The 20,442-nt window shown below is 72.3% G+C and carries 12 protein-coding genes; 9 read left to right on the forward strand and 3 right to left on the reverse strand.

Translation table 11 applies throughout. The annotated features are described in order from the left end of the window. Nucleotides 1-69: 69 nt before the first annotated feature. On the forward strand, nucleotides 70-3,834 hold the full coding sequence (locus AB0O21_RS05070) for an AAA family ATPase (RefSeq protein ID WP_365166288.1): 3,765 nt from the start codon (nucleotides 70-72) through the stop codon (nucleotides 3,832-3,834). Nucleotides 3,835-4,018: 184 nt separating this feature from the next. Next, nucleotides 4,019-5,449, forward strand: coding sequence for a sugar porter family MFS transporter (locus AB0O21_RS05075; RefSeq protein ID WP_365166291.1), 1,431 nt, complete (start codon nucleotides 4,019-4,021; stop codon nucleotides 5,447-5,449). A gap of 42 nt (nucleotides 5,450-5,491) precedes the next feature. Here AB0O21_RS05075 and AB0O21_RS05080 read toward each other — a convergent pair whose 3' ends face one another. Further along, complete coding sequence (locus tag AB0O21_RS05080) at nucleotides 5,492-6,478, reverse strand: LLM class flavin-dependent oxidoreductase (protein WP_365166293.1); 987 nt, start codon at nucleotides 6,476-6,478, stop codon at nucleotides 5,492-5,494. A gap of 63 nt (nucleotides 6,479-6,541) precedes the next feature. Beyond that, on the reverse strand, nucleotides 6,542-7,981 hold the full coding sequence (locus AB0O21_RS05085) for a cytosine permease (protein ID WP_365166296.1): 1,440 nt from the start codon (nucleotides 7,979-7,981) through the stop codon (nucleotides 6,542-6,544). A gap of 143 nt (nucleotides 7,982-8,124) precedes the next feature. On the opposite strand from AB0O21_RS05085, the gene ftsY reads away from it, so the two are divergent. After that, complete coding sequence (ftsY, locus tag AB0O21_RS05090; protein WP_365166298.1) at nucleotides 8,125-9,348, forward strand: signal recognition particle-docking protein FtsY; 1,224 nt, start codon at nucleotides 8,125-8,127, stop codon at nucleotides 9,346-9,348. A 69-nt stretch (nucleotides 9,349-9,417) separates the two neighbouring features. On the opposite strand, the gene AB0O21_RS05095 is transcribed toward ftsY, so the two are convergent. Continuing rightward, nucleotides 9,418-10,086 (reverse strand): bifunctional DNA primase/polymerase, encoded by a 669-nt coding sequence (locus tag AB0O21_RS05095; RefSeq protein ID WP_365166301.1) that lies wholly within the window; start codon nucleotides 10,084-10,086, stop codon nucleotides 9,418-9,420. Between the two features lie 445 nt (nucleotides 10,087-10,531). Here AB0O21_RS05095 and AB0O21_RS05100 point away from each other — a divergent pair, with 445 nt between their 5' ends. The 6 genes from AB0O21_RS05100 (at nucleotide 10,532) to ftsH (ending at nucleotide 20,432) form a co-directional block, all read left to right on the forward strand. After that, nucleotides 10,532-11,995, forward strand: coding sequence for a hypothetical protein (locus AB0O21_RS05100; RefSeq protein ID WP_365166303.1), 1,464 nt, complete (start codon nucleotides 10,532-10,534; stop codon nucleotides 11,993-11,995). Nucleotides 11,996-12,287: 292 nt separating this feature from the next. Then, complete coding sequence (locus tag AB0O21_RS05105) at nucleotides 12,288-13,634, forward strand: ammonium transporter (RefSeq protein ID WP_365166305.1); 1,347 nt, start codon at nucleotides 12,288-12,290, stop codon at nucleotides 13,632-13,634. Further along, the gene (locus tag AB0O21_RS05110; RefSeq protein ID WP_365166307.1) at nucleotides 13,631-13,969 is read left to right on the forward strand and encodes a P-II family nitrogen regulator; all 339 of its coding nucleotides are present in this window, start codon (nucleotides 13,631-13,633) and stop codon (nucleotides 13,967-13,969) included. Before AB0O21_RS05105 ends, AB0O21_RS05110 begins: the two co-directional genes overlap by 4 nt. A 17-nt stretch (nucleotides 13,970-13,986) precedes the next feature. Further along, complete coding sequence (locus AB0O21_RS05115; protein ID WP_365166310.1) at nucleotides 13,987-16,413, forward strand: [protein-PII] uridylyltransferase; 2,427 nt, start codon at nucleotides 13,987-13,989, stop codon at nucleotides 16,411-16,413. 374 nt (nucleotides 16,414-16,787) lie between these two features. Then, nucleotides 16,788-18,359: a signal recognition particle protein gene (ffh, locus tag AB0O21_RS05120; RefSeq protein ID WP_365166312.1), complete on the forward strand. Its 1,572-nt coding sequence runs from the start codon at nucleotides 16,788-16,790 to the stop codon at nucleotides 18,357-18,359. 222 nt (nucleotides 18,360-18,581) lie between these two features. Further along, nucleotides 18,582-20,432, forward strand: a complete 1,851-nt coding sequence (gene ftsH / locus AB0O21_RS05125; RefSeq protein WP_365166415.1) for an ATP-dependent zinc metalloprotease FtsH — start codon at nucleotides 18,582-18,584, stop codon at nucleotides 20,430-20,432. The last annotated feature ends 10 nt before the right edge of the window (nucleotides 20,433-20,442 follow it).

The raw sequence follows: 20,442 nt of genomic DNA on the forward strand, positions 1-20,442 counted from the left end.
TCCTTTAACGTCAGTTGTGCCCTGCACCTTCATGGGTGAAACCGAACGCGAAAGGTAGAGTCCGGCGGCGTGCACCTCAAGTCCCTGACCCTGCGTGGCTTCAAATCCTTTGCATCCGCCACGACCTTGCGCTTCGAGCCCGGCATCACGTGCGTCGTGGGCCCCAACGGCTCGGGCAAGTCCAATGTGGTGGACGCGCTGTCCTGGGTCATGGGCGAACAAGGGGCCAAATCCCTGCGCGGCGGGAAGATGGAAGACGTCATCTTCGCCGGGACCACCGGCCGGCCGCCGCTCGGGCGCGCCGAGGTGTCGCTGACCATCGACAACTCCGACGGCGCGCTGCCCATCGACTACGCCGAAGTCACCATCACCCGGATCATGTTCCGCGGCGGCAGCAGCGAGTACCAGATCAACGGCGACACCTGCCGCCTGCTCGACATCCAGGAGCTGCTCTCCGACTCCGGCATCGGCCGCGAGATGCACGTCATCGTCGGGCAGGGCCAGCTGGACTCCGTCCTGCACGCCGACCCCATGGGGCGCCGCGCCTTCATCGAGGAGGCGGCCGGCGTCCTCAAGCACCGCAAGCGGAAAGAGAAGGCGCTGCGGAAGCTGGACGCGATGCAGGCCAACCTCGCGCGCGTCCAGGACCTGGGCGACGAGCTGCGGCGCCAGCTGAAGCCGCTGGGGCGGCAGGCGGCCGTGGCCCGGCGGGCGGCCGTGATCCAGGCCGACCTGCGCGACGCGCGGCTGCGGCTGCTCGCCGACGACCTGGTCACGCTGCGCCGGGCGCTCGACGAGGAGCTTGCGGACGAGGCGGCGCTGAAGGAGCGCAAGGAGGCCGCCGAGGCGCAGCTCGCGGACGCGCTGCGCCGGGAGGCCGAACTGGAGGCGGCGGTGCGGCAGCTGGCCCCGCGGCTCCAGCGGGCCCAGCAGACCTGGTACGAGCTGTCCCAACTGGCCGAGCGGGTACGGGGCACCGCCTCCCTGGCCGACGCGCGCGTCAAGAGCGCCACGGCTCCGGCCGAGGAGGAGCGGCGCGGCCGCGACCCGGAGGACATGCGGCGGGAGGCCGCGCGGATCCGCGAGCAGGAGGCGGAACTGACGGCGGCTCTGGAAGCGGCCTCGCGGGCCCTGGAGGACACCGCCGAGCACCGGGCAGAGCTGGAACGGGCCCTGGCCGAGGAGGAGCGGCGGCTGCGGGACGCGGCGCGGGCCATCGCCGACCGGCGCGAGGGGCTGGCCCGGCTGACGGGCCGGCTCGGCGCCGCCCGCTCCCGGGCGGGGGCGGCGCAGGCCGAGATCGACCGGCTGGTCGCGGCGCGCGACGAGGCGGAACGCCGGGCCGGGGCCGCGCAGGCGGAGTACGAGGCCCTGGAGGAGGAGGTCGGCGGGCTCGACGAACCCTCGCTGGATGCCGAGCACGAGGCGGCCCGGGCGGAGCTGGCGGCCGCGGAAGCGGCGCTGTCGGCGGCGCGGGACGCGCTGTCCGAGGCGGAGCGCTCGCGTGCGGCGGTGTCGGCGCGGCGTGACGCGCTGGCGCTGGGGCTGCGGCGCAAGGACGGTACGGGGGCACTGCTCGCGGCCCGCGAACGGCTGGCCGGGCTGCTGGGACCGGTCGCCGAGCGGCTCTCGGTGGCCCCGGGGCACGAAGCCGCGGTGGCCGCTGCGCTGGGCTCGGCGGCGGACGCGCTCGCGGTGGCCTCCCCCGGGGCGGCGGCCGAGGCCCTCCGGCACCTGCGCGAGGCGGACGCGGGCCGCGCGACCCTGCTGATCACCCCGCCGGTTGCCCTCCCGGGCGGGGGCGCGGCTGCCGGGGCCGCCCTCCCGGGCCAGGGCTCGAACCCCGACCGGGTTTCGGCCGGGCCCGGGGGAGCTTTCCCCCACCCCGCCCCTTCCCGGAACCGGGCTCTGCCCGGACCCGCGCCTCAAACGCCGGCGGGGCTGGGTATTTCAGCCTCGCCGGCGTCTGAGGCGCGGGGTCTGGGGCGGAGCCCCGGCATCGAAGCCGCGGGCGAGGCCGGTTCGGCCCCCGTGGCGGTGCCCGCCGCCGAACTGATCCGCGGGGACGCCGAGGTGCGGCGGGCCGTCGGGTGGGTGCTGCGGGACCACTTCGTGGTCGGCACGCTGGAGGAGGCCGAGGCGCTCGTCGCCGCACGGCCCGACGCGGTGGCCGTGACCGCCGACGGGGACGTGCTCGGCGCGCACCTCGCACACGGCGGCTCCGCCGGCGCGCCCACCCTGATCGAGGTGCAGGCCGCCGTCGACGAGGCGGCGGGCGAGCTGGCCCGGCTGGACGGGCGGTGCCAGGAGCTCGCCGCGGCGAGGGAGGCCGCCCAGGCGCGCCGCCACGACGCGTCCGCCCTGGTCGAGGAGCTCGCCCAGCGCCGGCGGGCCGCCGAACAGGCCCGCGCCGGGGTCGCGCAGCAGCTCGGGCGGCTCGCCGGGCAGGCGAAGGGGGCCGCCGGCGAAGCCGAGCGCGCCACCACCGCCGCCGCCAAGGCACAGGACGCGCTGGAGCAGGCGCTGGCCGAGGTGGAGGAGTGTGCCGAGCGGCTGGCCACGGCCGAGGAGATCCCCGTAGAAGACGAGCCGGACACCTCCCGGCGGGACCGGCTGGCCGCCGACGGGGCCAACGCCCGGCAGACCGAGATGGAGGCCCGGCTCCAGCTCAGGACCCATGAGGAACGGGTCAAGGGGCTGGCCGGACGGGCCGATTCGCTCGACCGGGCGGCCAGGGCCGAGGACGAGGCCCGCGCGCGGGCCGAGCGCCGCCGCGCCCGCCTCGCGTACGAGGCCCGGGTGGCCCGGGCCGTCGCCGACGGCTCCCGGCAGCTGCTCGCGCACCTGGAGGTGTCGCTGGGTCGCGCCGAGGAGGAGCGCACCGCGGCCGAACACGCCAAGGGCCTGCGGGAGCGCGAGCTGGCCGACGCCCGCAACCACGGCCGCGACCTCAAGGGCGAGCTCGACAAGCTCACCGACTCGGTGCACCGCGGGGAGGTGCTCGGCGCCGAGAAGCGGCTGCGCATCGAGGCTCTGGAGGGCAGGGCGCTGGAGGAGTTCGGCATCGAGACCGCCGGGCTCGTCGCCGAGTACGGCCCGCAGCAGCCGGTGCCCCCGTCCCCGCCCGCCGACGGCGAGGAGCTGCCCGAGGATCCTGAGCACCCCCGCAACCGGCCCGGCCCCTTCGTCCGCGCCCAGCAGGAGAAGCGGCTCAAGGCCGCCGAGCGCGCGTACCAGCAGCTCGGCAAGGTCAACCCGCTCGCCCTGGAGGAGTTCGCAGCGCTGGAGGAGCGGCACCAGTTCCTCAGCACCCAGCTCGAGGATCTTCGTAAGACCAGGGCCGATCTCCTTCAAGTGGTGAAGGAGGTCGACGCGCGGGTCGAGCAGGTCTTCACCGAGGCCTACCACGACACGGCCCGGGAGTTCGAGGGCGTGTTCTCACGGCTGTTCCCCGGCGGCGAGGGCCGGCTGGTCCTCACCGATCCCGACAACATGCTGGCCACCGGGGTCGACGTGGAGGCCCGGCCGCCGGGCAAGAAGGTCAAGCGGCTGTCACTGCTCTCGGGCGGCGAGCGTTCGCTGACGGCCGTCGCCCTGCTGGTCTCCATCTTCAAGGCGCGGCCCAGCCCGTTCTACGTGATGGACGAGGTCGAGGCGGCGCTCGACGACACCAACCTGCAGCGGCTGATCCGGATCATGGAGGAGCTCCAGGAGAGCTCGCAGCTGATCGTGATCACCCATCAGAAGCGGACGATGGAGGTCGCCGACGCGCTCTACGGCGTCTCCATGCAGGGCGACGGGGTCTCCAAGGTCATCAGTCAACGGCTCCGCTGACAGCCACTCACTTCAAGAACTGAAGTCACTTGCCCAAAGTCTGCCGCTGCGATCTCTCTAAGTCCGGTATTGACTTCAGAAAATGAACACATAAGCTCGCTCCGCTGTCTTCCGCCTTCGGGTGGTGCCCGATCTTGAACTGTGCGCCACTAGGAGAACGGACAAAAACCCCACGGAGCGCACTTTGACCAGCACAGCGCAGGAATCGGCGTCGGGCGGATCGGCCGCGCCGCGGCCCGAACACCTCGGCCGCGTCATCTTCATCGCCGCCGCCGCGGCGATGGGCGGCTTCCTCTTCGGCTACGACAGCTCCGTCATCAACGGCGCCGTCGTCGCCATCCGGGACCGCTTCGACGTCGGCTCCGAGGCGCTCGCCCAGGTGATCGCCGCGGCGCTGATCGGCTGCGCGATCGGCGCCGCCACCGCCGGCCGGATCGCCGACCGGATCGGCCGCATCCGCTGCATGCAGATCGCCGCCGTCCTCTTCACCGCGAGTGCGATCGGTTCTGCCCTGCCCTTCGCCCTCTGGGACCTCGCCATGTGGCGCGTGATCGGCGGCTTCGGCATCGGCATGGCCTCCGTCATCGGCCCCGCCTACATCGCCGAGGTCTCCCCGCCCGCCTACCGCGGCCGGCTCGCCTCCTTCCAGCAGGCCGCGATCGTCATCGGCATCGCCGTCTCCCAGCTCGTCAACTGGGGCATCCTCAACCTCGCCGGCGGAGACCAGCGGGGCGAGATCGGCGGCCTGGAGGCCTGGCAGTGGATGCTCGGGGTGATGGTCGTCCCGGCCGTCGTCTACGGGCTGCTGTCCTTCGTCATCCCCGAATCCCCGCGCTTCCTCGTCTCCGTCGGCCGCAACGCCGAGGCCCGCAAGGTGCTCGCCGAGGTGGAGGGCAAGGGCGTCGACCTCGACGGGCGCATCGCCGAGATCGAACACACCATGCGGTCCGAGCACAAGTCCACCTTCAAGGACCTGCTCGGCGGCCGCTTCGGCTTCCTGCCGATCGTCTGGATCGGCATCGGCCTGTCCGTGTTCCAGCAGCTCGTCGGCATCAACGTGATCTTCTACTACAGCTCCCTGCTGTGGCAGTCCGTCGGCATCGACCCGAGCGCCTCGTTCCTGTACTCCTTCGAGACCTCCGTGGTGAACATCGTCGGCACGGTGATCGCGATGACGCTCGTGGACCGCATCGGCCGCAAGCCCCTGGCCCTCATCGGCTCGGTCGGCATGGCGATCTCGCTGGGCCTGGCCGCCTGGGCGTTCTCGTACAAGTCCGGTACCGGCGACGACATCTCCCTGCCGCACGCGCAGGGCATCGTGGCCCTGGTCGCCGCCAACTGCTTCGTCCTCTTCTTCGCCCTGTCCTGGGGCGTGGTGGTCTGGGTGCTCCTCGGTGAGATGTTCCCGGGCCACATCCGGGCCGCGGCCCTCGGTGTCGCGGCGGCCGCCCAGTGGATCGCCAACTGGGTCATCACCGTCTCGTTCCCGACGCTCTCGGACTGGAACCTGTCCGGCGCTTACATGATCTACACCGGCTTCGCCCTGCTCTCGATCCCCTTCATCCTCGAATGGGTGCCGGAGACCAAGGGCAAGGCGCTGGAGGAGATGGGGTAACCATCCCCCGCCAACGCCCCCTCTCCTCGATGCTGCCCCGGCTCAGTCCTTGAGCCGGGGCAGTACCTGTTCGCACAGCAGGTGCAGGCTGCGCCAGCCCTCGTCGACGGGCATGCCGCCGCACAGCGGGTGCAGGACCAGGTTCCCGGCCTCGCCGGCGCCCCGGGCGTACGCGACGGCCTCGTCCGGGGTGAGGATCCGGTACACCCCCTCCGCCCGCAGCTCCGCCACCGAGCGCGCGGCCGACCGTACGGCGCTGCGGATGTCCTTGGACTGCCAGGAGGCGTACATCCCGGCCTCGTGGAGGAAGTGCCCGCCGTATTCGGCCCAGGCGCGGTCCGGGTCCTCGGCGATGTGCAGCAGCGGGGTCTCGGCCGCCGGCATCATGCAGAAGCCCTCCGTGCCGTACTCCGCCAGCTTCGCGTTGTAGTACGCCTCCAGCTCCGGCAGGTGCGCGCTGGGGAAGAACGGCAGCCCCAGCCGGGCCGCGCGCCGGGCCGCGGCCTCTGAGCTCCCGCCGACCAGCAGCATCGGGTGCGGCTGCGTGAACGGCCGCGGGGTGACCCGCACCGTGCGGCCCCGGAACTCGAACGGCTCGCCGGTCCACGCCTTCAGCAGGGTCTCCAGCAGCTCGTCCTGGAGCCTCCCGCGCCGGCCCCACTCCACGCCGTGCTGCTCGTACTCCTCGGGCCGGTAGCCGATCCCGGCGACGGTGACCAGCCGGCCGCCGCTCAGCAGGTCCAGCACGGCGATGTCCTCGGCCACCTTCAGCGGGTCGTACAGCGGGCCGATGATCGCCGAGACGGTGACGGCGATCCGGCGGGTGGCGCCGAACACCGCGCCGGCGAAGGCGAAGGGGGAGGGCAGCCAGTTGTTGCCGGTGCCGTGGTGCTCCTCGGTCTGGATGGTGTCGATCCCGCGGTCGTCCGCGTACCGGGCCATCTCCAGGGCCGCCTTGTAGCGGGCGGAGAGGGACTCGGGGGTGCCGTTCGGGTCGACGAGATTGAAGCGGGCCACGGTGATGGGCATGGAGAAGTCCCCCTTCGCCGGAGGTGGGTGGGCCGGCGAAGGGGGACGTTATCTGACGTGGCGTCAGTTGGACAGGGATCCGGCGAGCTCCCGCTCCCCGGCGGGAGCCGGCGCGGCCGGGGCGGGGGTGCGCGGCAGTACGGCGTACAGCGCGCCCGAGGTCAGGATGCCGACCGCCCAGCCGAGGCCGTTCTGCCCGATCCAGGTGCCGGCCAGCGGCCCGCTGAACCAGTCCACCGCGGTGAACAGCAGCCCCACGGCCAGGGCGACGGCCCACGCGGTCACCGCCTGCCAGGCGAAACCGCCCTTGTACCAGTAGGCGCTGCTCGGCGTGGTGTCCAGCAGGGCGGGCCCGTCGTAGCTCTTGCGGCGCAGCATGTCGACGCCGAAGACGCCGATCCAGGCGGAGAAGGCCACGGCCAGCAGCGTCAGGAAGGAGATGAAGGAGCCGAAGAAGCTGGTCGCGACCACCATCAGGAGGAAGCCGAAGACCAGGCTGATGACGGCGTTGACGCTGACCGCCCAGGCGCGCGGGACCTTGATGCCGAGGGTCTGCGCGGTGAAGCCGGCCGAGTACATGGACATCGAGTTGATCAGCAGCATGCCGACGAGCGCGACGAGCAGGTACGGGACCGCGATCCAGGTCGGCAGCAGCGCGCCGATGAAGGAGACCGGGTCCTGCGCGGTGGCCAGGTCCGGGGTGCCGACGGCCATGACCGCGCCCATCAGCACCATCGGCAGGACGACGACGCCGGCGCCGCCGATCGTCGCGCCCACCATGGCCTTGGAGGAGGCCGTGCGCGGCAGGTAGCGGGTGAAGTCCGGGCCGGACGGGACCCAGCTGATGCCGCCGGCCGCGATGGTGCCGATGCCTGCGATCATCATCGCCGTCGAGCCCGCGGGCTTCCCGAAGACGGCGGACCAGTCGGTGGTGACGACCAGGTACCCGAGGACGAGCACGCTGAAGGCCCCGAAGAGGTACGTGGACCACTTCGAGCAGACGCGCAGCGCGTTGATGCCGAGGCCCGAGACCACGAAGGTGCAGCCCACGAAGAAGAGCAGCGTGACGACGATGAGGGTGGTGCTGCTCTTGATGCCGAAGAGCAGGTCGAGCACGGTCAGGACGGCGTAGGCCCCGCTGACCGCGTTGATGGTCTCCCAGCCCCACCGGGCCACCCAGATCAGCGCACCGGGGAAGAGGTTGCCGCGCTGCCCGAACACCGCCCGTGACAGGGCCATGCCCGGGGCGCCGCCGCGCTTTCCGGCGATGGATATCAGCCCGACGATCCCGTACGAGACGACGGGTGCGGCGACCGCGACGACGAGCACCTGCCAGATGTTCAGCTTGTTGAAGATCACCAGCCCCGCGCCCATGGTCAGCAGCAGCACGCTGATGTTGGCGGCGACCCAGGTGGGGACGAGCTCGCGGACCTTGCCGCGGCGCTCGCTGTCGGGGACGGGCTCCAGGCCGCGGGTCTCGACCGCGGTCTCTTCGGCAGGCATGCGCTACTCCGTGGGGGGAGGGGTGTGGGGGAGTCGCTCATCATCGTAGATTTACCGCTAAAACCACAAATAGAGACTTACGTCCTCGTGTGAACGCCCAAGGTCCGAGGGTCCGGCCGCCCGTGGCCGATACTGGTTGGGTTATGGACATCCTCATCCTTGCTGTAGTCATCGCCCTGGTCGCGGTCGGCGCAATCAGCGGGCTCGTGGTCAGCAGCCGCAAGAAGAAGCAGCTGCCCCCCACGGCACCGTCGAGCACGCCGACCATCACTGCCCCTCCCGCGGAACCGCAGGTGGGGGAGGACGCCGTAGAGACGGCGGAAGAGCCGCGCCGCACCATCGAGGAGGTCGTCCTCCCCGAGGCGGAGGCTCCCGTCGAGGTGCCCGTCGAGGTGCCCGTCGCGGAGCCGGAGGCCCCGGCCGCGCCCGCGATCGAGGTGCCCGAGCCCACCGCCGGCCGTCTGGTCCGGCTGCGCGCCCGGCTCGCCCGGTCGCAGAACTCCCTCGGCAAGGGCCTGCTCACGCTGCTCTCGCGGGAGCACCTCGACGAGGACACCTGGGAGGAGATCGAGGAGACCCTGCTCGTCGCCGACGTCGGTGTCGTTCCGACCCAGGAGCTCGTCGACCGGCTCCGCGAGCGCGTCAAGGTGCTCGGCACCCGCACCCCGGCGGACCTGCGCGCCCTGCTCAAGGAGGAACTGCTGACCCTGGTCGGCACCGACTTCGACCGCGCCGTCAAGACGGAGAGCGGCGAGGACACCCCCGGCGTGATCATGGTCGTCGGCGTCAACGGCACCGGCAAGACCACCACCACCGGCAAGCTCGCCCGGGTGCTCGTCGCCGATGGCCGCAGCGTGGTGCTCGGCGCGGCCGACACCTTCCGCGCGGCCGCCGCCGACCAGCTCCAGACCTGGGGCGACCGGGTCGGCGCCCGTACCGTGCGCGGTCCCGAGGGCGGCGACCCGGCCTCGATCGCCTACGACGCGGTCAAGGAGGGCATCGCCGAGGGCGCCGACGTGGTGCTCATCGACACCGCCGGTCGGCTGCACACCAAGACCGGCCTCATGGACGAGCTCGGCAAGGTCAAGCGCGTCGTGGAGAAGCACGGCCCGCTGGACGAGGTCCTGCTGGTCCTGGACGCCACCACCGGCCAGAACGGGCTGACCCAGGCCCGGGTCTTCGCCGAGGTCGTGGACATCACCGGCATCGTGCTGACCAAGCTCGACGGCACCGCCAAGGGCGGCATCGTCGTCGCCGTCCAGCGCGAGCTGGGCGTCCCGGTCAAGCTCGTCGGCCTCGGCGAGGGCGCGGACGACCTGGCCCCGTTCGAGCCGGAGGCGTTCGTCGACGCCCTGATCGGCGACTGAGCGCAGCCCGTACGCACACCACTGCCCCCGTGTTCCGCTCGGAACCCGGGGGCAGTGCCGTTGAGGGGGCTACCCGCGGAAGCGGTGGCAGATGTAGGCGAGGGTGCCCAGCAGCAGCCGGGCCTGCGGCGGGCCCCCGGCGTTGTCCAGCGCGGGCGACCGCAGCCAGCCCACCTGCCCGAGCCCGGACCGGTCGGAGGGCGGGACCGTCACGAAGGCCCCCTCGCCCAGGGCCCGCAGGTCGAGGTCGGCGTCGTCCCAGCCCATCCGGTACAGCAGCTGCGGCAGCTCGGCCGCGGCGCCGGGCGCCACGAAGAACTGGGCCCGGCCGTCCGGGGTCGCCACCACCGGGCCCAGCGGCAGGCCCATCCGCTCCAGCCGCACCAGCGCGCGCCGCCCGGCCTCCTCGGCGACCTCGATCACGTCGAAGGCGCGGCCCACCGGGAGCAGTACCGCCGCGCCCGGATACTCGCTCCAGGCCTCGGTGACCTCGTCCAGGGTGGCCCCGGCCTTGACGGTGGGCGCGAAGGGCAGGGGGTGCGCCCCGGGAGCCGCGCACCGCGCGTCCCCGCAGGAGCAGTCGCGGGCGGGCGCCGCGGCCCGCGCGCCGGGAACCACGTCCCAGCCCCACAGTCCGGTGTACTCCGCCACCGCCGTGCACTCCGAGGTCCGGCCGCGGCGCCGGGTGCCCGAACGGAACTCCTTGGTGCCGCGGCTGCCGCCGATCGTGAAGCCCATGCCCATGCCCCCTCCAACGGGTCGGACGCGCCGGTGGTTACGAGACCGGTGGGACCTGCTGCGGACGCTCCGCCGGCCGATGCCGCGGCGTGCGGCCCGTCGCCGCCCGGCGCACTCCTCGCCGCGCGCGCCCCGGGCGCACCCCAGCCCAACCGATCCGTTTTCACCTCGGTGTCAAGTGAATCGCGCCTGGCCGGTGGCGAGTTCATTCGAAGGGGTGGCGAATGGTGGCGTTTCTGGAATCGACCTCGCCGGAGGGGTGATCGTAGGATTACTTTCAGTGCACGAACCCCGAAGGCGGGCCCGTCCGTGGGTATGCCGGAGGCAATGTGTGGAGGACCTGTGAAGGTCCGTGATGGCGCCGGGCGCCACGGCCAGGGTTTCGTGTGGAAGAGGCGATGCGGATGGGGGCGTTCCAGTGAGCGGCAACGGCGCAAGCGGAACGATGGACGACGCTGCCGCGCGCAACGAACAGCTGACTTCGTGGTTCGTCCGCAGCGGCTGGTCCAAGGGCGAACTCGCCCGCCAGGTCAACCGCCGGGCCCGCCAGATGGGCGCCCACCACATCAGCACGGACACCTCCCGCGTGCGCCGCTGGCTCGACGGCGAACAGCCCCGCGAGCCCGTCCCGCGCATCCTCTCCGAGCTGTTCTCCGAGCGCTTCGGCTCCGTCGTCGCCATCGAGCAGCTCGGCCTGCGCACCGCCCACCAGACCCCGTCCGTCTCCGGGGTCGACCTGCCCTGGGCCGGCCCGCAGACCGTCGAACTGCTCGGCGAGTTCTCCCGCAGCGACCTCATGCTGGCCCGCCGCGGCTTCCTCGGGACCTCGCTCGCCCTCTCCGCCGGCCCCGCCCTGATCGAGCCCATGCAGCGCTGGCTCGTCCCGGTACCGGCCGCCGACCCGGGACCGCGCGAGGCGGGGCCGTCGGGCGCGCTCGGCGGCCACCGGCCGCCCCGGCTCTCCGACCCGGAACTCGACCTGCTCGACGCCACCACCGTCATGTTCCGCCAGTGGGACGCCCAGTGCGGTGGCGGACTGCGCCGCAAGGCCGTCGTCGGCCAGCTCCACGAGGTCACCGACCTGCTCCAGGAGAACCACCCGGCGCCCGTCATGCGGCGGCTCTTCAAGGTCGCCGCGGAACTCGCCGAACTGGCCGGCTGGATGAGCTACGACATCGGCCTGCACCCCACCGCCCAGAAGTACTTCGTCCTCGCGCTGCACGCCGCCAAGGAGGCCGGGGACAAGCCGCTGGGCTCGTACATCCTCTCCGGCATGAGCCGCCAGATGATCCACCTGGGCCGCCCCGAGGACGCCCTGGAACTCATCCACCTCGCCCAGTACGGCAGCCGCGACTGCGCCGGCCCGCGCACCCAGGCCATGCTGTATGCGATGGAAGCCCGCGCCTACGCCAACATGGGCCAGCCCAGCCGCTGCAAGCGGGCCGTGCGGATGGCCGAGGACACCTTCGGCGACGTCGGCTTCGCGGGCGAGCCCGAGCCCGACTGGATCCGCTTCTTCTCCGAAGCCGAACTGAACGGCGAGAACTCCCACTCGTACCGCGACCTGGCCTACGTCGCCGGCCGCAGCCCCATGTACGCCTCCCTCGCCGAACCCGTCATGGAACGGGCCGTCGAACTCTTCGAGAAGGACCAGGAGCACCAGCGCTCCTACGCCCTCAACCTCATCGGCATGGCCACCGTGCACCTGCTCCAGCGCGAGCCCGAACAGGCCGCCGTCCTCGTCGACCGGGCCCTGGACGTGGCGGGAAAGGTGCGGTCCGAACGGGTGAACACCCGGCTGCGCAAGACCGTCGACACCGCCGCCCGTGAGTACGGCGACGTCGCCGAGATCGTCCGGCTCACCGACCACCTCGCCTCGCGCCTCCCCGAAGCCGCGGAGGCCGTCTGACGGCCCGAGCGGCCGCCCCCAAGGCCCCGGCCGCGGCAGTCACCCCGTGAAGCCCGATCAGGCTCCCCCAGCCAGGACATCCGGGTACTGCCGCGGTCGGGTTGCAGGAACCACTCGTTCATGGACGCGTAACACGTCCGACCGCTTCGTCATCGGCACGAAACACCGAGCGGCGCCGCCGGAAACCGGCCTGCGCGAATCTCATGGCCAATAACCGGCCAGTTCTTACACGCCGCCGCTCAGGTTTTCACGATCGCCCGCACGCGAACGTACCGACGACGAGGAGACGCCGATGGCATCAGCCATCACGACCCTCGCGGCAGACGCCCCGACGCTGTCTGCCGCGAACACCGGGTTCATGCTCATCTGCTCCGCCCTGGTCATGCTGATGACCCCGGGACTCGCCTTCTTCTACGGAGGCATGGTCCGCGTCAAGAGCAGCCTCAACATGCTGATGATGAGCTTCATCAGCCTCGGGATCGTCACGATCCTCTGGGTCCTCTACGGCTTCAGCCTCGCCTTCGGCACCGACTCCGGCTCCCTCATCGGCTGGAACTCCGACTACGTCGGCCTCAGCGGCATCGGGATCACCGAGCTGTGGGACGGGTACACCATCCCGGTCTACGTCTTCGCCGTCTTCCAGCTGATGTTCGCCGTGATCACCCCCGCCCTGATCAGCGGCGCCCTCGCCGACCGCGTGAAGTTCAGCGCCTGGGCCCTGTTCACCGCCCTGTGGGTCACGGTCGTCTACTTCCCCGTCGCCCACTGGGTGTGGGGCGCCGGCGGCTGGCTCTTCGAGATGGGCGTCATCGACTTCGCCGGCGGCACCGCCGTCCACATCAACGCCGGCGCCGCCGCCCTCGGCGTGATCCTGGTCATCGGCAAGCGCGTCGGCTTCAAGAAGGACCCGATGCGCCCGCACAGCCTCCCGCTCGTCATGCTCGGCGCAGGTCTCCTCTGGTTCGGCTGGTTCGGCTTCAACGCCGGCTCCTGGCTCGGCAACGACGACGGCGTGGGCGCGGTCATGTTCGTCAACACCCAGGTCGCCACCGCCGCCGCCATGCTCGCCTGGCTCGGCTACGAGAAGCTGCGCCACGGCTCCTTCACCACCCTCGGCGCCGCCTCCGGCGCGGTCGCCGGCCTCGTCGCCATCACCCCCTCCGGCGGCTCCTGCTCCCCGCTCGGCGCGATCGCCATCGGCGCCATCGCCGGTCTGCTCTGCGCCATGGCCGTGGGCCTCAAGTACAAGTTCGGCTACGACGACTCCCTCGACGTGGTCGGCGTCCACCTCGTCGGCGGTGTCGTCGGCTCGCTCCTCGTCGGCCTCTTCGCCACCGGCGGGGTCCAGTCCGACGTGGCCGGCCTCTTCTACGGAGGCGGCCTGGAACAGCTCGGCAAGCAGGCCATCGGAGTCTTCTCCGTCCTCGCCTACTCTCTGGTGGCGTCCGCGCTGCTCGCCTTCCTCCTCGACAAGACGATCGGGATGCGGGTCACAGAGGACGACGAGGTCGCCGGCATCGACCAGGTCGAACACGCCGAGACCGCCTACGACTTCAGCGGAGCCGGCGGCGGCGCGGCCTCGCGCAACACCGCCGCTGTCCCGAGCCACTCCGCCGCGAGCAAGAAGGTCGACGCATGAAGCTGATCACCGCGATCGTCAAGCCCCACAAGCTGGACGAGATCAAGGAAGCCCTCCAGACCTTCGGAGTGCAGGGCCTCACGGTCACCGAGGCCAGCGGCTACGGCCGCCAGCGCGGCCACACCGAGGTCTACCGCGGCGCCGAGTACCAGGTCGACCTCGTCCCCAAGATCCGCATCGAGGTGCTGGTCGCCGACGACGACGCCGAGCAGCTGATCGACGTCATCGTCAGCGCCGCCTCCACCGGCAAGATCGGCGACGGCAAGGTGTGGAGCGTCCCCGTGGACTCGGTCGTACGGGTCCGCACCGGCGAGCGCGGCGCTGACGCCCTCTAGGTGACGGGAGATCCCGGGTGACGAGCGTCGAAGAATCCACGGACCACACGGCCGACTCGGGACCCAGCGGATACGCCGCGGCCCGGCTGCGACTCCTCCAGGAGGAGTCGCGGTCCGGGCCTTCGCGGCGTTCCGCGCTGGCCGGGCTGACCGACGAATGGCTGAACGCCCTGTTCGCGACCGCCGTACGGGAGACCGGCGTACGCGGCGCCGCCCTGGTGGCCGTCGGCGGCTACGGCAGGGCCGAACTCTCCCCGCGCAGCGACCTCGACCTGGTGCTGCTGCACGACGGCAAGGCCGAACCGCGCGCGCTGGGCGCGCTCGCCGACCGCCTCTGGTACCCGGTGTGGGACCTCGGCCTCGCCCTCGACCACTCGGTGCGCACCCCCGCCGAGGCCCGCAAGACCGCCGCCGAGGACCTCAAGGTGCACCTCGGGCTGCTCGACGCCCGCTCCGTCGCGGGCGACGCCGGCCTCCTCGCCGGCCTGCGCACCTCCGTCCTGGCCGACTGGCGCAACCAGGCCGCCAAGCGGCTCCCGCAACTGCACTCCCTGTGCCGGGACCGGGCCGAGCGCTCCGGCGAACTGCGCTTCCTCCTCGAACCCGACCTCAAGGAGGCCCGGGGAGGCCTGCGCGACATCACCGCGCTGCGGGCCGTCGCCGCGTCCTGGCTGGCCGACGCCCCGCGCGAGGGCCTCGCCCAGGCCCGGCGCCGGCTCCTCGACGCCCGCGACGCCCTCCACCTCGTCACCGGCCGCGCCACCGACCGGCTCTCCCTCCAGGAACAGGACCAGGTCGCAGCCCAGCTGGGGCTGCTCGACGCCGACGCGCTGCTCCGCGAGGTGTACGAGGCCGCGCGCGTGGTCTCGTACGCCGGCGACGTGACCTGGCGCGAGGTCGGCCGGGTGCTCCGCGCGCGCACCGCCCGCCCCAGGCTCCGCGGACTGCTCGGCACCCGGGGCGCCCCGGCGGCCCCGCGGGCGCCGCTCGCCGACGGGGTCGTGGAGTCGGACGGCGAGGCCGTACTGGCCCTGGCCGCACGGCCCGACCGCGACCCGGTGCTGGCGCTCCGCTTCGCCGCGGCCGCCGCGCAGGCGGGCCTTCCCGTCTCGCCCCACGCCGTACGCCGGCTCGCCGTACAGGCGAAACCGCTCCCGGTGCCGTGGCCGGCCGAGGCCCGCGAACAGCTGGTCACGCTGCTCGGCGCGGGGGAGCCGACGGTGGCCGTCTGGGAGGCCCTGGAGGCGGACGGCCTGATCGCGCGGCTGCTGCCCGACTGGGAGCGGGTGCGCTGCCGCCCCCAGCGCAACCCCGTCCACACCTGGACGGTGGACCGGCACCTCATCGAGACGGCCGTGCGCGCCTCGGCCCTCACCCGCCGGGTCGGCCGCCCCGACCTGCTGCTCATGGCCGCCCTCCTGCACGACATCGGCAAGGGCTGGCCCGGGGACCACTCGGTGGCCGGCGAGACCATCGCCCGCGACGTCGCCGCCCGGGTCGGCTTCGACGAGCGGGACGTCGCCGTCCTGGGCACGCTCGTACGGCACCACCTGCTGCTGATCGACACCGCGACCCGGCGCGACCTGGACGACCCGGCGACCGTCCGGACGGTCGCCGAGGCCGTCGGGTCGGTCGGCACGCTGGAGATACTGCACGCCCTCACGGAGGCGGACGCCCTCGCCACCGGGCCGGCCGCGTGGAGCGCGTGGCGCGGCTCCCTCGTGGCGGACCTCGTCGCCCGGGTCGCCGCCGTCCTGCGCGGCACGGCCCCGGCGGCGGGGGAGCCCGAGATCCCGACGACGGAGCAGGAACGCCTCGCGGTGGAGGCGCTGCGCACGGGCGAGCCGGTGCTGGCGCTGCACGCACGCCACGAGGAGGACGCGGTGGGCGTGGAACTCGTGGTGGCCGTCCCCGACCAGCCGGGGGTCCTCCCGGCGGTGGCGGGGGTGCTGGCCCTGCACCGGCTGACCGTCCGGGCGGCGGACCTGCGCTCCACGGAGCTCCCGGACCAGCTGGGCGAGGTCCTGGTGCTCCGGTGGCGGGTCGCGGCGGAGTACGGCTCGCTGCCGCAGGCGGCCCGGCTGCGGACCGACCTGGTCCGCGCGCTGGACGGCTCGCTCGACATCCCGGCGAAGCTGGCCGACCGGGAGGCGGCGTACCCGCGACGGCGCGGGGTGGTGCCCCCGCCGCCCCGGGTCACCGTCGTCGCGGACGTCTCCTCGCTGGCCACGGTCCTGGAGGTCCGGGCCCCGGACGCGGTGGGGCTGCTGCACCGGATCGGGCGAGCCCTCGAGTCCCGGGGCGTCCGGGTCCGCAGCGCGCACGTCTCGACGCTCGGCGCCAACGCGGTGGACACCCTGTACGTCACCACGCCCGAGGGCAAACCCCTGGACCCCGTGGACGCGGCTGCCCTGGCGGAGCTGGTGGCGGGTGCCCTGGTGTAGGCCAGGGCACCCGCTGCGCGGGGCGGTCCCCTACCCGCCCTTCCACCGTTCCCCGGGGCTCCGCCCCGGACCCCGTACGGGCGCTGCGCGCCCGCGCCTCAAACGCCGGCGAGGCTGGAATTGCCCTGCGGGCAGTCCAGCCTCGCCGGGCGACAACCCAGCCCCTCCGGCGTTTGAGGAGCGGGGTCTGGGGCGGAGCCCCAGGGCTTTGAGCCGCAGGGGCAGGCGGCGCCGGCCACGTCCAGCCACGCCGGCGTTTGAGGCGCGGGGTGCGGGGCGGAGCCCCGGTTCCGACCGCCCGGGCCCACCACTTGGCACGGCCCGATACCCTGGGGGACACCACACCGCCCCCGACCCGAGGAATCGCGACCACCGTGTTCGATACGCTCTCCGACCGCTTGGCGAATACCTTCAAGGGCCTGCGCGGCAAAGGCCGGCTGTCCGAGGCTGACATCGACTCCGCGGCCCGGGAAATCCGTATCGCCCTCCTCGAGGCCGACGTCGCCCTCCCGGTCGTCCGCTCCTTCATCGCGAACGTCAAGGAACGCGCCCGCGGCGAAGAGGTCAGCAAGGCGCTGAACCCCGGCCAGCAGGTCCTGAAGATCGTCAACGACGAGCTCGTCACGATCCTCGGCGGCGAGACCCGGCGGCTCCGCTTCGCCAAGACCGCGCCCACCGTGATCATGCTCGCCGGTCTCCAGGGTGCCGGTAAGACCACCCTCGCCGGAAAGCTCGGCCTCTGGCTGAAGGGGCAGGGCCACACCCCGCTGCTCGTCGCGTGCGACCTCCAGCGCCCCAACGCCGTCAACCAGCTCTCGGTCGTCGCCGACCGCGCCGGCGTGGCGTTCTACGGTCCCCAGCCCGGCAACGGCATCGGCGACCCGGTCCAGGTGGCCAAGGACTCCATCGAGTACGCGCGCACCAAGCAGCACGACATCGTGATCGTCGACACCGCCGGCCGCCTCGGCATCGACGCCGACATGATGCAGCAGGCCGCCGACATCCGGGACGCGGTCAGCCCCGACGAGATCCTGTTCGTCGTCGACGCGATGATCGGTCAGGACGCGGTCAACACCGCCGAGGCCTTCCGCGACGGCGTCGGCTTCGACGGCGTCGTGCTCTCCAAGCTCGACGGCGACGCCCGCGGTGGTGCCGCGCTCTCCATCGCGCACGTCACCGGCAAGCAGATCATGTTCGCCTCGAACGGCGAGAAGCTCGACGAGTTCGACGCCTTCCACCCGGACCGCATGGCGGGCCGGATCCTCGACATGGGTGACATGCTCACCCTCATCGAGCAGGCCGAGAAGACCTTCTCGCAGGCCGAGGCCGAGAAGATGGCGGCCAAGCTCGCCAAGGGCCCGAAGGAGTTCACGCTCGACGACTTCCTGGCCCAGATGGAGCAGGTCCGCAAGATGGGCTCCATCTCCAAGCTGCTCGGCATGCTCCCCGGCATGGGGCAGATCAAGGACCAGATCAACAACATCGACGAGCGCGACGTGGACCGCACCGCCGCGATCATCAAGTCGATGACCCCGGCCGAGCGCCAGGACCCGACGATCATCAACGGCTCGCGCCGTGCCCGTATCGCCAAGGGCTCCGGCACCGAGGTCAGCGCCGTCAAGTCGCTCGTCGAGCGGTTCTTCGACGCCCGCAAGATGATGTCCCGCATGGCCCAGGGCGGCGGCATGCCCGGCATGCCCGGCATCCCCGGGATGGGCGGCGGCCCCGGCCGGCAGAAGAAGCAGGTCAAGCAGGCCAAGGGCAAGCGCAAGAGCGGCAACCCGATGAAGCGCAAGGAAGAGGAGGCCGCGGCAGCGGCCCGCCGCGAGCAGGGCCCGCAGGCGATCGAGCCCGCGCCCGGCGGCAGCCCCTTCGGGCTCCCCACCGGGGGCCAGGCGGGTCAGGACTTCGACCTTCCGGACGAGTTCAAGAAGTTCATGAAGTAGTGCGGAGCCGAGCTTCGTGACGGTGGGCCCCGGTCGTGTTCGCACGGCCGGGGCCCTTCCGTTCCTGCTGGGGCGATGGCCCGATTTATCCCTTATGGTCGGGCCGGGGGGACGGCAGAAGGAGGTCCCGTGCCCAGCCCCACCCCCGTACCGCCCCGCGACCGGGCCGATACGCCCTGGCGCTCGGAGGGCGCACGGCCCACCCCTCCGCCCAAGAGGAAGATGCCGGGCTGGCGCTGGCTCATCCTCACCGCCCTGATCGTGTACCTGATCACCAATCTGGTGCTCTCCTTCTTCAACGAAGGCGACGAGCCGACGATCTCGTACACCGAGTTCAGCAAGCAGGTCGCCAACGGCAACGTCTCGAAGATCTACTCCAAGGGCGATGCCATCCAGGGCCAGCTGAAGGCCAAGCAGCCGGCGCCCGACGGCGACAAGGGCGACTACACCAAGTTCGTCACCCAGCGCCCCGCCTTCGCCGACGACGACCTGTGGGCCGACCTCACCAAGCAGAACGTGAACGTGACCGCCTCGCCGGTCGTCGAGCAGCGCAGCTTCCTGGCCAATTTGCTGCTCTCCCTCGCCCCGATCCTGCTCCTCGTCCTCCTGTGGGTGATCATCGCCCGCCGCATGAGCGCGGGTATGGGCGGCATGGGAGGCCTGGGCGGACTGGGCCGCAAGGCCCCGCCCAAGCCGGTGGAGCTGGAGGAGGGCGCCAAGCGCACCACCTTCGAGGACGTGGCCGGCATCGACGAGGTGGAGGGGGAGCTCAACGACGTCGTCGACTTCCTCAAGAACCCGCAGGAGTACCGGAAGCTGGGCGCCCGGATGCCCGGCGGCGTCCTCCTCTCCGGCCCGCCCGGCACCGGAAAGACCCTCCTCGCGCGGGCGGTCGCGGGCGAGGCCGGGGTGCCGTTCTTCTCGGCCTCCGCCTCCGAGTTCATCGAGATGATCGTCGGCGTCGGCGCCTCCCGGGTGCGGGAACTCTTCGCCGAGGCGCGCAAGGTGGCCCCCGCGATCATCTTCATCGACGAGATCGACACCATCGGGCGGGTCCGGGGCGGCGGCGCGGCCATGGGCGGCCATGACGAACGCGAACAGACCCTGAACCAGATCCTCACCGAGATGGACGGTTTCTCCGGCTCGGAAGGCGTCGTCGTCCTCGCCGCCACCAACCGCGCGGACGTCCTGGATCCGGCGCTGACCCGCCCCGGCCGCTTCGACCGCACCGTGGTCGTCTCCCCGCCGGACCGCGGCGGCCGCGAGGCCATCCTGCGCATCCATACCCGGGACATCCCGCTCGCCGAGAGCGTCGACCTGGCCCAGGTGGCCCGTACCACCCCCGGCATGACGGGAGCCGAGCTGGCCAACCTCGCCAACGAGGCCGCGCTGCTGGCCGTCAAACGCCGACAGGACCAGGTCACCCAGTCCGACCTGTCGGACGCCCTGGAGAAGGTCCAGCTCGGCGCGGAGCGGTCCTTGGTCATGCCGCTGGAGGAGCGCCGCCGTACGGCCTACCACGAGAGCGGACACGCACTCCTCGGCATGCTCCAGCCGGGCGCCGACCCGGTCCGCAAGATCACCATCGTCCCCCGCGGCCGCGCCCTCGGCGTCACCCTCTCGACCCCGGACGCCGACCGGTACGCGTACACCGAGGAGTACCTGCGCGGCCGCATCATCGGAGCGCTGGGCGGCATGGCGGCCGAGCACGTCGTCTACGACGTCATCACCACGGGCGCGGAGAACGACCTCGAACAGGTCACCAACATCGTCCGCGGCATGGTCGGCCGCTGGGGCATGAGCGACCGCATCGGAAAGCTCACCGCCATCCCGTCCGACGGAGGGGGCCCGTACGGCCTGTCCGCCGCCCCCGCCACCCTCGACGCCGTGGACCACGAGATGCGCCGGATCGTCGACGAGTGCTACGTGGAGGCCTGCCGCCTGCTGCGCGAGAACCGCACGAAACTCGACGCGCTGGCGGAGGCCCTCCTCGCCGCCGAGACCCTGGACGAGCCGGCCGCCTACGCCGCCGCGGGCATCCCGCGGCTGACGAAGGCGCACGGCACCGACTGAACCCGGGCGG

Source organism: Streptomyces sp. NPDC091371 (assembly GCF_040684275.1).
Lineage (GTDB): Bacteria > Actinomycetota > Actinomycetes > Streptomycetales > Streptomycetaceae > Streptomyces.

Excerpts from the sequence above, each read along its gene's own strand:
- AB0O21_RS05085 (WP_365166296.1), bottom strand. The coding sequence starts at position 7,981 with ATGCCTGCCGAAGAGACCGCGGTCGAGACCCGCGGCCTGGAGCCCGTC.
- ftsY (WP_365166298.1), top strand. The coding sequence starts at position 8,125 with ATGGACATCCTCATCCTTGCTGTAGTCATCGCCCTGGTCGCGGTCGGC.
- AB0O21_RS05095 (WP_365166301.1), bottom strand. The coding sequence starts at position 10,086 with ATGGGCTTCACGATCGGCGGCAGCCGCGGCACCAAGGAGTTCCGTTCG.
- AB0O21_RS05080 (WP_365166293.1), bottom strand. The coding sequence starts at position 6,478 with ATGCCCATCACCGTGGCCCGCTTCAATCTCGTCGACCCGAACGGCACC.
- ftsH (WP_365166415.1), top strand. The coding sequence starts at position 18,582 with ATGCCGGGCTGGCGCTGGCTCATCCTCACCGCCCTGATCGTGTACCTG.
- AB0O21_RS05100 (WP_365166303.1), top strand. The coding sequence starts at position 10,532 with ATGGACGACGCTGCCGCGCGCAACGAACAGCTGACTTCGTGGTTCGTC.
- AB0O21_RS05110 (WP_365166307.1), top strand. The coding sequence starts at position 13,631 with ATGAAGCTGATCACCGCGATCGTCAAGCCCCACAAGCTGGACGAGATC.
- AB0O21_RS05105 (WP_365166305.1), top strand. The coding sequence starts at position 12,288 with ATGGCATCAGCCATCACGACCCTCGCGGCAGACGCCCCGACGCTGTCT.